General features: G+C 61.3%; 9 protein-coding genes. 2 read left to right on the plus strand and 7 right to left on the minus strand.

Annotated elements, in window-relative coordinates; genetic code table 11:
* Nucleotides 1-14 precede the first annotated feature (14 nt).
* The 5 genes from XH89_RS37900 to XH89_RS37920 all read right to left on the minus strand — a co-directional run bounded on the left by XH89_RS37900 (nucleotide 15) and on the right by XH89_RS37920 (nucleotide 7,384).
* Nucleotides 15-1,106, minus strand: a complete 1,092-nt coding sequence (locus XH89_RS37900; protein ID WP_128929512.1) for a hydrogenase small subunit — start codon at nucleotides 1,104-1,106, stop codon at nucleotides 15-17.
* Nucleotides 1,107-1,316: 210 nt separating this feature from the next.
* On the minus strand, nucleotides 1,317-2,756 hold the full coding sequence (locus XH89_RS37905; RefSeq protein WP_128929511.1) for a nickel-dependent hydrogenase large subunit: 1,440 nt from the start codon (nucleotides 2,754-2,756) through the stop codon (nucleotides 1,317-1,319).
* On the minus strand, nucleotides 2,753-3,769 hold the full coding sequence (locus XH89_RS37910) for a HupU protein (RefSeq protein WP_128929510.1): 1,017 nt from the start codon (nucleotides 3,767-3,769) through the stop codon (nucleotides 2,753-2,755). The genes XH89_RS37905 and XH89_RS37910 overlap by 4 nt, the downstream gene beginning before the upstream one ends.
* 69 nt (nucleotides 3,770-3,838) lie before the next feature.
* Nucleotides 3,839-5,155, minus strand: a complete 1,317-nt coding sequence (locus XH89_RS37915; RefSeq protein WP_128929509.1) for a DUF3422 domain-containing protein — start codon at nucleotides 5,153-5,155, stop codon at nucleotides 3,839-3,841.
* A 117-nt stretch (nucleotides 5,156-5,272) separates the two neighbouring features.
* Complete coding sequence (locus XH89_RS37920; RefSeq protein ID WP_164938218.1) at nucleotides 5,273-7,384, minus strand: methyl-accepting chemotaxis protein; 2,112 nt, start codon at nucleotides 7,382-7,384, stop codon at nucleotides 5,273-5,275.
* 342 nt (nucleotides 7,385-7,726) lie between these two features.
* Here XH89_RS37920 and cybH point away from each other — a divergent pair, with 342 nt between their 5' ends.
* Complete coding sequence (cybH, locus tag XH89_RS37925) at nucleotides 7,727-8,452, plus strand: Ni/Fe-hydrogenase, b-type cytochrome subunit (protein ID WP_128929508.1); 726 nt, start codon at nucleotides 7,727-7,729, stop codon at nucleotides 8,450-8,452.
* Between the two features lie 2 nt (nucleotides 8,453-8,454).
* On the opposite strand, the gene XH89_RS37930 is transcribed toward cybH, so the two are convergent.
* Nucleotides 8,455-10,479 (minus strand): TonB-dependent receptor, encoded by a 2,025-nt coding sequence (locus tag XH89_RS37930; protein ID WP_128930141.1) that lies wholly within the window; start codon nucleotides 10,477-10,479, stop codon nucleotides 8,455-8,457.
* A 302-nt stretch (nucleotides 10,480-10,781) separates the two neighbouring features.
* Complete coding sequence (locus XH89_RS37935) at nucleotides 10,782-11,849, minus strand: HoxN/HupN/NixA family nickel/cobalt transporter (RefSeq protein WP_128929507.1); 1,068 nt, start codon at nucleotides 11,847-11,849, stop codon at nucleotides 10,782-10,784.
* Nucleotides 11,850-12,502: 653 nt separating this feature from the next.
* On the opposite strand from XH89_RS37935, the gene XH89_RS37940 reads away from it, so the two are divergent.
* Nucleotides 12,503-13,939, plus strand: a complete 1,437-nt coding sequence (locus tag XH89_RS37940; RefSeq protein WP_128955162.1) for a sugar ABC transporter substrate-binding protein — start codon at nucleotides 12,503-12,505, stop codon at nucleotides 13,937-13,939.
* Nucleotides 13,940-13,994: the final 55 nt, after the last annotated feature.

The following is a 13,994-nucleotide window of genomic DNA, read 5'->3' on the forward strand; positions in this document are numbered from 1 at the left end:
AATGTGTCTTTTGATCAGCTGTTGTGGCCGGCGTCTTCGCGCTTGCTGGCAAGCCGCTTTACCGCAGTGACGGCGGCGTGCGCGGCCACCGCCGCACCCACGGCGCCCGCTGCCGCCATGCCGATCTGATCGGCGTTTTTCTCGATGCCGAACTGCTTGATGTTGGTGAGGCGATCGTAGAACGAGCCCTTGTCCCAAAAGCCGTCCTCTGAGCAGCCGATGCAGCCGTGTCCCGATTGGATGGGGAATGAGACCCCCCCGTTCCAGCGCACGGTTGAGCAGGCGTTATAGGTCGTTGGCCCCTTGCAGCCCATCTTGTAGAGGCAGTAGCCTTTGCGCGCCGCCTCATCGTCCCACTCCTCGACAAACTGGCCGGCGTCGAAATGCGGGCGCCGGTAACACTTGTCGTGGATGCGCTGCGAGTAGAACATCTTAGGCCGGCCCTGGCGGTCGAGCTCGGGCAGCTTGCCGAAGGTGGTGATGAAGGTGACGACGCCGGTCATCACTTCGGCGATCGGGGGGCATCCCGGCACCTTGATGATCGGCTTGTTGGTGATGACCTTGTCGATCGGTGTGGCCTGGGTCGGATTGGGCTTTGCCGCCTGTACGCAGCCCCAGGACGCGCAAGCGCCCCAAGCGATGATCGCCATCGCGTCCTCGGCCATCATCTTCAGCTTTTCGACGAATGGTTTGCCGCCGTCGATACAGAACATGCCGCCCTCGTTGAGCGGCGGATTACCTTCAACGGCCAGAATGTACTGACCTTTATGCTTGGCACGGGTCTCCTCGAGGATCGCTTCCGCCTGATGGCCCGCGGCCGCCATGATCGTGTCATCGTAGTCTAGCGAGATCATCGACAGCACCGCATCCTTCACCAGGGGATGCGCGGAGCGGATGAAGCTCTCGGAGCAGCAGGTGCATTCGAGACCGTGCATCCAGATCACGGGCACACGCGGCTTGGTCTCGAGCGCATTGGCGATGCGGCTCGCCGCCAGCGGGCCGAGGCCGAGGCTCGTCGCGGTCAGGCTGCAGAACTTGTGAAAGCTTCGACGCGTGATGCCTTGCCGCCTGATCACGCTGTAAAATGTTTCCGTCGCCGTGCCCATAAATCCTCCCGCCGTCAGCTTTGGCTTTCAATGACGCTTAGGGACAGCAAGAAGCAGGCCAACTGCGTGGCGCAAAATGAAATTAGAGGAATGTCAAAAGGTTGCGAGATCTGAATTGTGCAAGACGCGAAGATCGAGCGGCACTGCACGAAAGAAGCGGAAACAATTCGATTTGCAGGCGGTAACGAGGTTTACGCCGCCGAGCCCGTTTCAATGCGCAGTGCACACCATGCAAGGATCGAACGAGCGCACGACATGCTGAACCGCAACGGAACGTGCGCCAGCCTCGCCCACATCGGTGCCGACCAGCGCCTGTTCCAGAGGGCCTGCCACGCCGAGGGAATCGCGCGGTGAAAAATTCCAGGTGGTCGGCGCGATGATCTGGTAGCGCTCGATCTTTCCACCGCGCACCGCCACCCAATGCCCGAGGCTGCCGCGCGCGGCCTCGACGAGACCGACATATGCCCCGTCGGGCATCTCCTGCGAGGGAGCACAGAACGGTTCCGAAAGTCGTAGCGCGCGGGTCCACTGCTCCATCGCAAGTGCGATGCGCGCAGTCTCGATCAGCCGGGCGATCACACGGTTGCGGACATTGGTGCCGCTTGGGGCGACGAGATCGGCTATCAGCGCTTGCCCGGCCACGGTCTGGCGCGCAATCGCCCCGACCTCGACCGGCTGGCCCGAAAGCCGCGGCGCCTTGCACCAGCTATAGGCGCCTGCCTTGTCGGGATCAGGTACGGTGTTGCTGTGCGCAGGATCGGAGGAGCAATCCCGCATCCATGCATGGGAAACGTCCTCGCTGATCTGACTCAGCGGCAACGGCTCCACAACCATGTCTGGACCAACAATGCCGCGCGGGAACAGTCCGCAATCGGCGCCTTGATAGGCGCCATAGCTCATCAACACGCCCGGTCCCTTGCCGAGCTCACTGAGCGCGAGGCTGTCGGCAAGCCTGAGGAAATGAGCGAAATCACCGCTGCGCCCCGCGCGCCAGCGGTCGAGCTCGTCTGCGGTCGAGAGCGACAGCATGTTCTCTAGAGTATCGGCGAACACTGTACGTTCAAGGAACGTGCGAAATGAGGTCACGATCGACAACAGCCGTACGCGCTCGCCGAGTTCGATCGCGCGCGTCGCGCCGCCCGGCTGGAAGGCAAGGCTGTGTGGCCATTTGCCAGCAATGATTCCCATAGTCTCGAGCAGCCGCGCCCGCGCCGGCAGCGCATCGCGCGCCGCACTGCCGCGGGTGGCCGCAAAGCGCTCGCGAGTCTCCTGGTACCAATCCTGCGAAGCGTAGGCTTCACGGGCGAAGTCAGGCATGAAGAAGATGTAGAAATGCGTAAGATGATCGGCGGCATTCTCTGCCGCGTGCGCGATATTAGTGGCGAGCAGACCGTTCGGCGCCGCCTCGGTTCCCATCGCATGGCGAAGCGCGGCAGCGGCGGCGACCGACTGCGAGACCGAGCAGATGCCGCAGATGCGCGGCGCCAACACCAGCGCATCAAGCGGTGGCCGCCCCTCCAGAATTTGCTCGAACCCGCGATAGAGCGGCGCCGTCACTTCGGCGCGCTGGACCCGGCCGCTTTCGACGTCGAGGCGGACTTCGAGATCGCCCTCGACGCGGTTGAACGGGCCGATCGTAATCCTCGTCATGGCGTGCGCTTGGCCGTGGTGCGGCCGGGCGGCACCACCACATGATCAGCGGTCGCATTCAGCCTCACGCGCCGCGGAGTCGCCGATTTCGACAACGCCGCGAGCGCGACGAACCAGGCTTTTGGCATGTCGGTCGGCAAGCCGACTGGGATGCCGGCAAGCTTGGCGGTCTCCAGGAAATTCTGCGCGTCTTCGAAGCCAGGTGACGTGCAGGCGATGCAGGCATAACCGCCCTTCGTGCAGGAACCGCCGCCGTTCCAGGAGCGCTGGTTGCAATCGCCGACAGCCTGAGTCGCCTTGCAGCCGAGATGCTCCATGAGGCAGCCGCGCTCGGACATGGTTTCGGCGCTGGCCTTGAACTCATAGAACTCGTTGCGGGAGCAGCCGTGATGAGCAAGATGGTTGGCAACGAATTTCGGTCGGCCATAGGTGTCGAGGTCAGTCGCTGACAAGTCCTTGGACGTCAGTGCCAAAATGGTTTCCATCATCCAGCCCGGATGCGGCGCACAGCCAGCCACATTGATCACCGGCAAGCCGAGCCGGGAGCGGAAGCCTGCGCCGAGCGCGCCGCCAGCATCGGCGCCCTCGAATTGCAGCCCGACCGCGTCGGTTGGATTGGCGCCGGCGGCTGGCACCCCGCCATAGGCGGCACAGCTTCCGACCGCAACGACATAGTCCGCCCGCGGCGCGAGATCTAGCATCCAGTGGTAGATCGAGCGGCCCGTGCCCGCGAGCATGTTGAAGCGGCCGCTATCGTTCGGGCCGCGGGCAACGGAGCCTTCGAGGAGCAGTAGGTCGAGCGGCACCCTGCCCTCGCGCACGGAGTTGAGCACCTCGGCCGCTTCCTCGCCTGTCTCCTCGCTGACCGAGGGATGCCACAGCAGGTTGATGCCGAACTGCCTCAGTTCGTCGAACCAGCCGGAAGAGCCGCTTTCGAGGATCGACATGGTGCAACCGCCGCAGCTCGCGCCTTGCAGCCAGAGCAGGTTGGTCATTCCGTTCGATTGGCTCATCACTTGCCCTCCAGCTCCACCAGCTTCGGCCGACCCGGCTCGAATGGCAAGCCCTCGGCGCGAAGGAACTCAGTCATGATCGCCCGGCGCGCCTTCATGTTTAAGGTGCCTCTGGCGGATCCGGTGCGTGATGATCCAAATTAGACCGACGGCAAATGGTACGAACAATGCTGTCGCGAGTGACGGCTCGACATGCAAGCCGCCGTCATGTGCGCCCTTAGCGAGGTAGCCGAACAGGCTGACGACGTAATAGCCGATCGCCGCCACGGAGAGGCCTTCGACGGTGCTCTGCAGGCGCAATTGCAGCTTGGTGCGCTCGTTCATTGAGCGCAGCAGGTCACGATTCTGCTCCTCCAGTTCCACGTCCACCCGCGTGCGCAGGAGATCGGCGGCGCGCGCTAGCTTGATCGATAAGTTGGCCTGGCGGTCCTCCATCGCGGCGCAGGTGCGCATCGCCGGCGCCATCCGCCGGGCAAGGAAGGACGACCAGGTCGGTCGCCCTCCGATCTCGCTTCCTTCGATCACGCCAAGGCGGGCCTGCACGATGTCGTAATAAGCCCGGCTCGCGCCGAAGCGGAACAGGCTACCCGCTGCGCCGCGCTCCAATGAGGCGGCCAATGCGGTCAGCTCCGTGAGGAGGTGATTGTTGAGCTTGAGGTCCTCGGCGCCCTGCATCTCCTGGAGCACTTCGACCAGCCGCCGCCCAATGTGATCGACCGAGGGCGCGAGCTCGAGCGCGGCCGGCAGGCCGAGCAGCGCCAGCGTGCGATAGGTCTCGATCTCCAGCACGCGCTGCACAAGAGCGCCAAGCCGGCCCGGCGACAGGCCGTCGTTGCAGATGAGAATGCGGACAAAGCCCTGCGCATCCGCACGAAAGTCGGAAGCGACGACCGCAGGGCCGCTGCGGACTGTCGCCATTGCGAGGCTGCTCTTATCAAACAGCTCCTCAGCGCGCGCGACGGCCGCTTCGGTCTGCTCCACCTCGAGCCTCACCGCCACAAGCAGCTGTCCCGTTTGCGGCAGTGCCCGGATCAATGCGGTAAGTTCGTCACCGATGGGAGCGAACGCCAGCGCGGATGCCTCATTACTCCAGATCCAGGTGAAAGTCGTGAATTCGGAATGCTGTTCCCAGCGTAGCGAAACTGCTCCGATTGACACCTGGTGGTGCTTAGCCGACACCTCGGGTGCCGCCAAGCCCTGCGCGGTGCAAAAGCCTACAAAGGCCTGCCGGTCGGCGGCCGCCGCTTCTCCCTGGCCCAAAAAAGCAAATCGCAGCACTGCGAGAGGCGCGGAGAGCCGCGTGAACGGACGCGCATGCACCTCACCCAACACTGCACCGCGTTGCGGGTGCAACGCGAATCCGGCCAGATCCAGACCATGCTCCATCGACGATCCCTAGGATACCGGTTTGCCCACGCGAGGGTGCCGGCTTGTCCGTTGACTAGCGCAGGTCTCTGGCACTTGCGCAATGGTAGTCGCAGGCGTCTCGCATTGCGAGCCAGACTACGCCGCGACGACGTTGGCCATGAAACGGTCAAGCTCCGCGCGCAGGCGGTGGCTCGCCTCGGTTAGTCCGCGCGCTGATTGCAGCACGGCGGAAGCCGCCGAGCCGGTCTCGCTTGCTTCGCGATTGACCTGCTCGAGATTGGATGACACCTGCGCGGTGCCAGAGGCCGCCTGCTGCGCGCTCTGTGCGATCGCCTGTGTCGTCGCGGTCTGCTGGTCGACGGCGGACGCGATCGAACCCGAGATGGCGGAGATATCGCCAATGATGCCGGCGATCGACTTGATCGCGGCAATCGAATCTCCGGTCGCTTGCTGCATACCTTCGACGTGAGAGCCGATCTCCTCCGTCGCACGGGCGGTTTGGCTTGCAAGCGACTTCACCTCGGCTGCGACGACGGCAAAGCCGCGGCCCGCCTCTCCGGCGCGGGCTGCCTCAATGGTGGCATTGAGCGCGAGCAGATTGGTCTGCTCTGCGACCGCTGTAATCAGCTTCACGACATCACCAATCCGGTGCGAGGCTTGCGCGAGCGTCGCGATGCGGGCGTCCGTGCTCTTGGCCTGGGCTACCGCATTACCGGAGATCGCATTCGAGTTGCGGACCTGGGTGCGAATATCATTGATCGACAGCGACAGCTCCTCGGCCGCCGAGGCGACCAAACCAATGCTGCTCGACGATTCTCGCGCGGCGCCGACCACCGCGTTGGTCAGGCCCCCTGTCGCCTCCGCATTGCGTGACAGCGTTGATGCTGCTGCTTCGAGTTGCTGAGCAGAACCCGAAATGCCGTTGACGATGTCACCCACCGCGGCCTCAAAGCCGCCAGCGAATTTAGCGAGCTCAGCGCGCCGCAGCTCGGCCGCCGACCTGTTACGCTCTTCGATCTCCGCAGCTTCGCGTTCGGCGCGCTCAATGGCTTGCCGCTTGAAGCTCTCGACCGCGCCAGCCATCTTGCCGACCTCGTCGTGCCGACCGAGCCCCGGCAGCACGATCTCATAGCGGCCGTTTGCCAGCTCGATCATCGAGCTGCACATCGCGATGACAGGTTTTGCGATACCGCGTCCGATCGCAAAGGAGAGCACGAGGCCAATTGCAATCGAGGCGAGCGCAAGGGCAACCACTACCGATTGACCGTGGATGATTTGCACCGCGGTCTTTTTCTCGGCATCAGCCTGCTCCGCCAAAGCCACTCGCTTCAGAGAGGCGGCCGCCCCGGATAGTCCGTGACGCAGCTTCCACATGTCCGCCATCAAACGATCGATCTCTTGGCCTGCGGCCTCCACTCGGGCGAACCCATCTCGGTAAGACGCGACGAGCTCGTCGAGCGCCTGTCCGCCGACGTCCGGCGAGCGACGCTCTCGCACGATCGCACCTTTAAACCCTTCTATTCTCTGTAAGACGTCCCTCGCGAGGACTTCATCGTGGAGCTTCAATTCTGTCGTTACGAGGCGATCGATCGTATCGAAACGCTCAATGATATTTTCTGCTTGAGCGCCCGGCGCCTTCACCTGATCGAGCGCGGTCCGGATGACGTGCGCCTGTCCGCCCATCGTGGCTGCCGAGCGATCGATCCCGGCGCGCAGCGCCAACACTTTGTTGAAGGAATCGGTATAGGCGCGGTAGGCTTCGAACAGTTCCTTTATCGACTGCTGCCAGCTGAGAGTTGCAGTCTCGGTTTTGGCTGCCGTGATCGTTCGCTCGAGCAAGCGTCGCGCCTCTTCCGCGGCAGCTTCCGCCTCCTTTATGCCCGTCAGGGCGTAATAGCGCGCGTTGCTCTGGTATGCCGAGAGCGAGCTGTCGATTTCGCGCGCATAATCCGATTCCGACATGCTGATACGATAAACGTCGAAGCCGTCGAGGATCGCCTCATAGCCAAACCAGGCGCCCGCCATGGTGCCCGCCGACAGCAGCAGAACGATAGCAAATCCCATCATGATTTTCAGGCGAATTGACAGGTTGGCGATGACTGGCTCGCTTTTCGGCAAGCTCATGGCCGCTGCATTCATCCGGCCCTGTGTCTGGAAGACGCCTGCCCGGCGCGATGCGCCGCCGCGCCGAATGAAGCTCAAATCCATATCGCAAATACCCGGTTCGCTGGAGCTGGAAATGAGCAAACGATGTGCCGTCTCTCCTAATCATCGGTAAATTGCAGCGAGCTGCCGCGCAGCAAGTGTCGTGCGCCGGGTAAGGAAGCTCGCTGCTCATGCAGGGAAAAAGACCGCGAACCCACGTGGATGCAGCGGAAAATAGCAAAGAGGTTCAATAAAGATATGAAAGCAGGATTTCCACCTGCGGTTAAAGCGGGTTTCCAATTCTTCGTTGCGTAGGGCCGCTGAAGCGTGAAGAAAAAAATTGCAGGGCGGTGATTTCGCGCCGGCATGCGCGCGATATTCTCGATGGCATGCGCTGATTCGTTTGTTCGCTGCGTCGAATCACTCTCAATGCAGGAGCATGCGATGACGAAAATCTCGGAGATTCCGGGTACGCTGGACGCCGTCGGCGCCGTCGGCACGGATCGCCAATCAATCTATGTCTATGAGGCACCGGTACGGATCTGGCACTGGTTAAATGCGCTAACGATCTCTCTTCTGGCCGTTACCGGTTATCTAATCGCCTCGCCGCTTCCCTCGATGCCTGGTGAAGCTAGCAATTGGTACACGATGGGCTACATCCGATTTGTTCACTTCGCGTCGGGACAGGTGCTCGCCTTCGCGTTCCTTTATCGCGTCTACTGGGCGTTCGTCGGCAACCAGTATGCCCGCCAGTTGTTCGCGTTTCCGATCTACAACCGGATCTGGCGCTGGGGCCTTTTGTACGAGCTGCGATGGTACCTGTTCCTAGTGCGCTACCCGAAAAAATACGTCGGCCACAATCCTTTGGCCAATACTGCGATGTTCTTGTTCGTGATTGTGATGATCCTGATGATGCTGACCGGATTTGCACTTTACGCTGAGGGCGAAGGTCGCGACAGCTTATGGTATGCGCTGTTCGGCTGGTGGTTCTCGATCTTCCCAAACAGTCAAGACGTGCATACAGTGCACCATCTCGGCCTCTGGTTCATTGTGACTTTCGTCATCCTGCATGTATATGCTGCCGTGCGCGAGGACATCGTGTCGCGTCAGAGCATGCTATCGGCCATTATTACCGGCGAACGGACGTTTCGCGACTCGCGACCTGACTGATATCAGAATGTGCCCGCTAGGGTCACTCGGACGGTCAAGGGTTCGACCGGGTGAAGCACATAGTCCATCACACCAATGGCACAGACTGGCGCAGGGGCGGCATTGGCGGCACAGAGATTGTAAAGTTTGTCCGTCTTCAGCAGGGAGCCATAGGCATAGGTGATCTGGTTCGCCTTGCTGTTGAGGAGGTTGAGCAAATCGAGCTGGAGGCGCCAGCCCTTGTCGGTGCGGTAGCCGATCCGCGCGTTGAAGATGCCGGTAGGTTGCGATCGGAAGGCGTTGTCTTCCGTCAGCGGACTGGAGGCGAGATAGCGCCAACGCAGGGCGCCGAACCAGCCCGTCTTCGCGCCGAGCGAGATGCCGGCGGACGCCATCATGGTCGGTGCGTTAGGGATATAGTTGCCGGGCGCGTTGCCGATCTGCGCGGCGGGATAGCCGGCGAGTGAGGCATAAACCTCCGCCTGGTCGCTGTCGTAACCGCGAAAGCGCGCATGGGTCATCGCGAGATCGGCGTCGACGTCAATCCAAGACCGTGGGCGGTAATGGTTGGTCCATTCGAATCCATAGCGGCGGCTCGCGCGCGCCGTCGTGGTATCGCCGGCATCGCCTGAGAACAGGATCTCGGAATCCTGGTCGAGGACGAAGAGGCTGAGCGAGGTGTCGAGATCCGGGACGATCCTCGAACGCACGCCGACCTCCGCGCCCCTGGTGCGGACCAGCAGCGGCGAGCGCGGCAGCTTTGTCCCGGGATCGCTCGGATCTTCCGTCGTCGTCGCACCCCGCGCGTCGTTCGAGTGCATGCCATAGCCGGCGCCGAAAAAGAACTCGGTCTTGTTAAAGGGACCGACCACGATGCGAAGCTTGGGACTTCCGATCGTAGCGTTGGCATGGCCTGAGTTGTTCGCATCGAACAGCGACGTCACGTCGGCCGCGTAATAGTCCCCGCGCCAACCGACCGTGGTCCTCAGCCAGTCCGAAAAGTGCAACGTACTCTCGGCGTAAGCGCCGATGCTGCCTTCCCCGACCTTATCGCTGCGTACGTTGGACAGGAAACTGCGCCGGTGGGTGTCGGTGAGCGCGAGATCGATGGCGTCGTAACGGGACTGCAGGCCGAAGGTCGTCTGCATCGGCAGCCCAGCGAATGAGCCATCCATCGTCCGTGCGATGTTAGCGCCGGCCATTAGGCGGCCGTCGTGCTGGTGAAATTGGTCGCCGACAACGGGATTGGCCAGGAAATAAGTGAAGTTATTGTAGAGATCGAGCTCGCTCTTGACGACATAAGCGTTCGCCTTCCAGGCCCCGGAATTATCGCTCTGCGCCACGCGCGCCGACAGGGCAAAACGGTTTGCGTTGCCGCCGTCAGTCGGGTCTTCAGATCCAAACCGATCCATCAATCCGTCCGTCATGGCGCGCTGCGGCACCTGATCGGTCGAATTCCATCTGTTGGCGTAAGCCATGCCCGTGACCGACACGCCGTCGGTGGCCGTGCCCTGACTGTAGCGCAAGAGCCCATTGAGCTTGCGGAGGTTGTCCGGGTTGTCCCAGGGGCCGTTGTAGGTCCCAGCCTCGCCGGCGAGGAGCAATGTCCCATCGCCGAGCCTCGTCGAATCCATGCCGAGGAAGCGGCGATATCCAAAGCTGCCGGCGGTCATCTGCGCTAGCCCCTTCACCGTGCGGTCGATCAGGCCGATATGCACGGCGCCGGCCGAGGAGAAGTCGCCTTCATCGGCGAAGTAAGGCCCCTTCTTTACCTCCATGGCGGCGATCGCTTCAGGAATCAGCCAATTGAGGTCGGCATAGCCCTGGCCGTGGGCGTGAGTGCGCATGTTGGCAGGCACATCATCAACATAGATCGCGAGATCCGTGCCATGATCGAGATTATAGCCGCGCAAGAAGTACTGGTTCGCTTTGCCCTCGCCGGAATGCTGCGTCACAATGAGCCCCGGTACAGCTTCGAGCACTTCGCCCGGGCGCATCACGGGCCGCGCGTTGACGTCTTCGCCTGATACTGTGATCTGGCTTGCCATGCTCGACGCGGGAGCCAAGGCCGCGCTGCTCTTGGCCGATACCGCTGAGGCTTGCCCGCCCAGCTGGCTACTGGACCCTATGCCGAGCGCTCGATCCGAGCGTGGCGTTGGAGCTCTTCGCGGTCGCCGTGGGATCTCCTCACGAGTGACTATGACTGCAGGCAAGGTGTAGCTAGTCTGGATATTGTCTCCAGAGCTAGGTTCAGCGTCGATCATGAGGGCGCAGATGCTTAGTGCTGCAATGCTCGTCCAGCGGGCAAAGACGGCAGGCTTCGAGCGGCTCGACAGCATCGCTGCAGCCGCTAAGTCGCGCGTGATGTCGGCAAGGCGGTTCGAGTGGTCTTTCCCTTCCATGCAACGCGATACAGCAGGAGAGATGCTAGCCAGGCGAGAGCGAACAATGACATCACGCCGAAGCCTAAGATGGCTTGTGATCCCTTGAGGCGATCGACGAGGCTCGAAAGGGCACCCGTGAGCTCAAGCTGATCGCTGATCAGGCCAAGCGTTTCCACGCTGCCGATGAACAGCGCAATCGCGACTGAGGCACCTGTGATTGTCAGATTGTACCAAAGCTTTCGGGCCGGATCGACGAAAGCCCAGCGATAAGCGCTGGCCATAAATGCTGAATCCAAGGTATCAACCAGGGACATTCCGGCAGCGAAAAGTGCAGGAAAGACTATGGCCTGCCAGAGCGACAGGCCGCGCGCAGTCTCAGAGGCAGAGAGGGAGAGCAGGCCAATTTCGGTCGCCGTGTCGAAACTTAATCCGAACAGGAATCCGAGCGGATACATGTGCCAGCTTTGCGTCACAATTCGGAAGATCGGGCCGAGCAAATGCGAAAGAAGACCGCTTCCGGCTAGGGGCGCATCGAGTAATTGTGCACCGTAGACGCCGCTGGCCTGCGCTGCACGCATTGTGCGCCACAAGTTTGCGAAGATCGCAAAGTTGACGGCGGCCACGCCGAGCAGGAAGACGGCTGAAACCGAGGTTCCGAGAAGGCCGCCCAAGTTTTTGAGCAAACCCTCTCCGCCGAGGGTCATGACGCCGGCGGCAAGCAGGATCATTGAAGCGAGAACGATCGTGGAATGGCCGAGCGCAAAGTAGAGACCTGCAGTTTCGGAGGCGCGGCCGGCATGCATCAGCTTCCGCACGACATTGTCGATTGCCGCAATATGATCGGCATCCACGGCATGGCGCAGACCGAACACCCAAGCGAGCAGCGCGGTTGCCATTACCGACGGCTGACCGGCGAACAGCGCAACGGCCCAGCCCCAGGCTGCAATGTTGGTCAGCGTCAGCCCTGCCAGCAACAAGACAGTTCTCAACTTAAGGCCTTTCAAGAGGCCACTTCGTGACGTGACCTGCCCCATGCGGCGCCACTCCCCTGGTATGATCTTTTTGTCGAACTCTCATACCCTGAGCAATATTCAGGCCAAGTAAGACCATGGCGTAAAAGGGCGCCAAGCGATTGCACTTGCAAAAGAATCCCTGTCGATAGCGAGTTACGCCTTAAAATAGGCGATGCCGCTCGCAAACTAACTAACCATATTCGGCAAGGTACTTCCCATCCCTGAAGAAACGTATTCGTAGTTCAGCAAAGGCTCGCAAGGGCGCAACTGGCTTGGCCAATGGTCCGCCGTGCTTTGACCGGATTTTCTTCAGCTTTGAGGCTTGAGCGGGCCGCAGCAGAGACTGCTGACAGGTGAATGTGGCTCATCGGTGGTTGCAAAGTTCTCATTTGCCGGCCGCTTCCGCCTCACAGCAGAGTGACGCCAAAAGCAAATACATCGAGAGCTTTTGGGGGGAAGGCGTGTTTTACCAAGGCGAAATCGCGTTCGTGCCTATCGGGCAGCGCGGCCTGAGCGCGGATGGCCATCCCCAGAAGACACTCATCTGTTCGTTCGACAGCCCTCCGACGGTGCGGCAGTCGACGTCCAGCATGGGTAACCGGTCGACGCGCCGAGGCAAAAGCTCCGGGGCCACCTTGGCGGCTTAGGATTGCTCAAATGAAGAGGAGGAAGGCATGAAGTTCAGGACATTGTTGGGCGTGGCCGCTATCCTTGCGCTCACAGGTGTATCGGCTCCTGCCGCTGATAAGGATGCCGCCGACATTGCTGTCGAAGCAGCAAAGAAATATGCGGGCACGACGATCAGTATCGTCTGGGAGGCGGGCCTTCAATCGCTCGACCCGCTCAACTATTCGGGTCCGAAATGGGAGAAGCTCACTGGCATCAAGGTGAAGGTGGTCGAGGTGCCGACCGACCAGATGTTCACCAAGATCATGCAGGATTTCAAGTCGGGCGCCGGGGCCTATGACGCACTGAACGTCATTCCATCCTGGATGCCCGACCTGGCCCGGGCCGGAGCGCTCGAGCCCCTGGACAAATATGTCGACAAGTTCGGCTATCGCGACGAGTTGCAGGACATCGCCGCAGCCTATCGCGACAACCAGATGCAGTATGACGGCAAGATCTTCGGCTTCCCGGACGACGGCGATGTGATGCTGCTCTACTACCGCAAAGACATTTTCGAGGATCCGAAGATGAAGGAGGGGTTCAAGGCCAAGTTCGGCTACGAGCTCGCTCCGCCCAAGGATTGGAAGCAGCTTGACGACATCGGACAGTTCATCACTGACAAGATGGCGCCCAAGGTCTATGGCGCCGGCTTCTTCCGAACTGCGCCTTATCCGCAATACATGTTCCAGGAACGTTTCCGCATGGAGGGCGGCAAGTTCTTCAATGCCGATACGATGAAATCGACGGTGAACAGCGATGTCGGCCTGAAGGTCTTCAAGCAGATGTTGGCCGAGAACAAGTTCATGCCACCAGGCGTGGAGCAATGGAATTTCGTCGACAACTTGGCCGCGTTCCTCCAGGGCACCACCGCCATGACGATCTCCTGGCCCCCTTATGGGCGTTGGGCCGCCGGCTACGGCTCGGGCGAGGAAGCGCTGAAATGGGTACCCAAATCGCAAGTCGCCGGCAAGGTCGGGTATGCGCTCACGCCCCTCGGTCGCCCGGAGCTTGGCGTCGGTTTCGACCTGTCCGTCTCGGCCACGAGCAAGAACAAGGAGGCCGCTTATCTCTTCATCCAATGGCTGAACAGCAAGAAGACCAGCCTTGAGCGCGTGCAGCTCCCCTATACGCTCCGCGATCCCTTCCGCCTGTCGCACTACGCGAGCGAGAAATACCGTGCGCTCTGGCCTGATGCTCCTGCCTATCTCGACACGATCAAGACATCTGGCGAGAAGGGCCTGCTCGATCTCTCCCTGCTGCAGCAGGACAAGTACGACGAGGCGATGACCAAGGCCATTTCGAGCCTCTGGGCCGGCGAAGATCCGAAGACCATTCTCGACCGCATGGCGCAGCAGTTTGATGCCATCACCGAGAAGGTGGGCATTGAAAACCAGAAGGCGGTTTATAAGGTCTGGGCAGCAAAACCAGGCGCTTATCCGCAATAGTTGGCTTGGAGGGCGCGCGGGAGGCACCGCCTCCCGTGCGGCGCGATTCCTGGAT

It is taken from the genome of Bradyrhizobium sp. CCBAU 53340, from assembly GCF_015291645.1.
Classification (GTDB): domain Bacteria; phylum Pseudomonadota; class Alphaproteobacteria; order Rhizobiales; family Xanthobacteraceae; genus Bradyrhizobium.

What these genes read in the sequence shown, in the direction of transcription:
- XH89_RS37900 (WP_128929512.1), bottom strand. Translation starts at nt 1,106, where the DNA reads ATGGGCACGGCGACGGAAACATTTTACAGCGTGATCAGGCGGCAAGGC.
- XH89_RS37905 (WP_128929511.1), bottom strand. Translation starts at nt 2,756, where the DNA reads ATGACGAGGATTACGATCGGCCCGTTCAACCGCGTCGAGGGCGATCTC.
- XH89_RS37910 (WP_128929510.1), bottom strand. Translation starts at nt 3,769, where the DNA reads ATGAGCCAATCGAACGGAATGACCAACCTGCTCTGGCTGCAAGGCGCG.
- XH89_RS37915 (WP_128929509.1), bottom strand. Translation starts at nt 5,155, where the DNA reads ATGGAGCATGGTCTGGATCTGGCCGGATTCGCGTTGCACCCGCAACGC.
- cybH (WP_128929508.1), top strand. Translation starts at nt 7,727, where the DNA reads ATGACGAAAATCTCGGAGATTCCGGGTACGCTGGACGCCGTCGGCGCC.
- XH89_RS37930 (WP_128930141.1), bottom strand. Translation starts at nt 10,479, where the DNA reads ATGGCAAGCCAGATCACAGTATCAGGCGAAGACGTCAACGCGCGGCCC.
- XH89_RS37935 (WP_128929507.1), bottom strand. Translation starts at nt 11,849, where the DNA reads ATGGGGCAGGTCACGTCACGAAGTGGCCTCTTGAAAGGCCTTAAGTTG.
- XH89_RS37940 (WP_128955162.1), top strand. Translation starts at nt 12,503, where the DNA reads ATGAAGTTCAGGACATTGTTGGGCGTGGCCGCTATCCTTGCGCTCACA.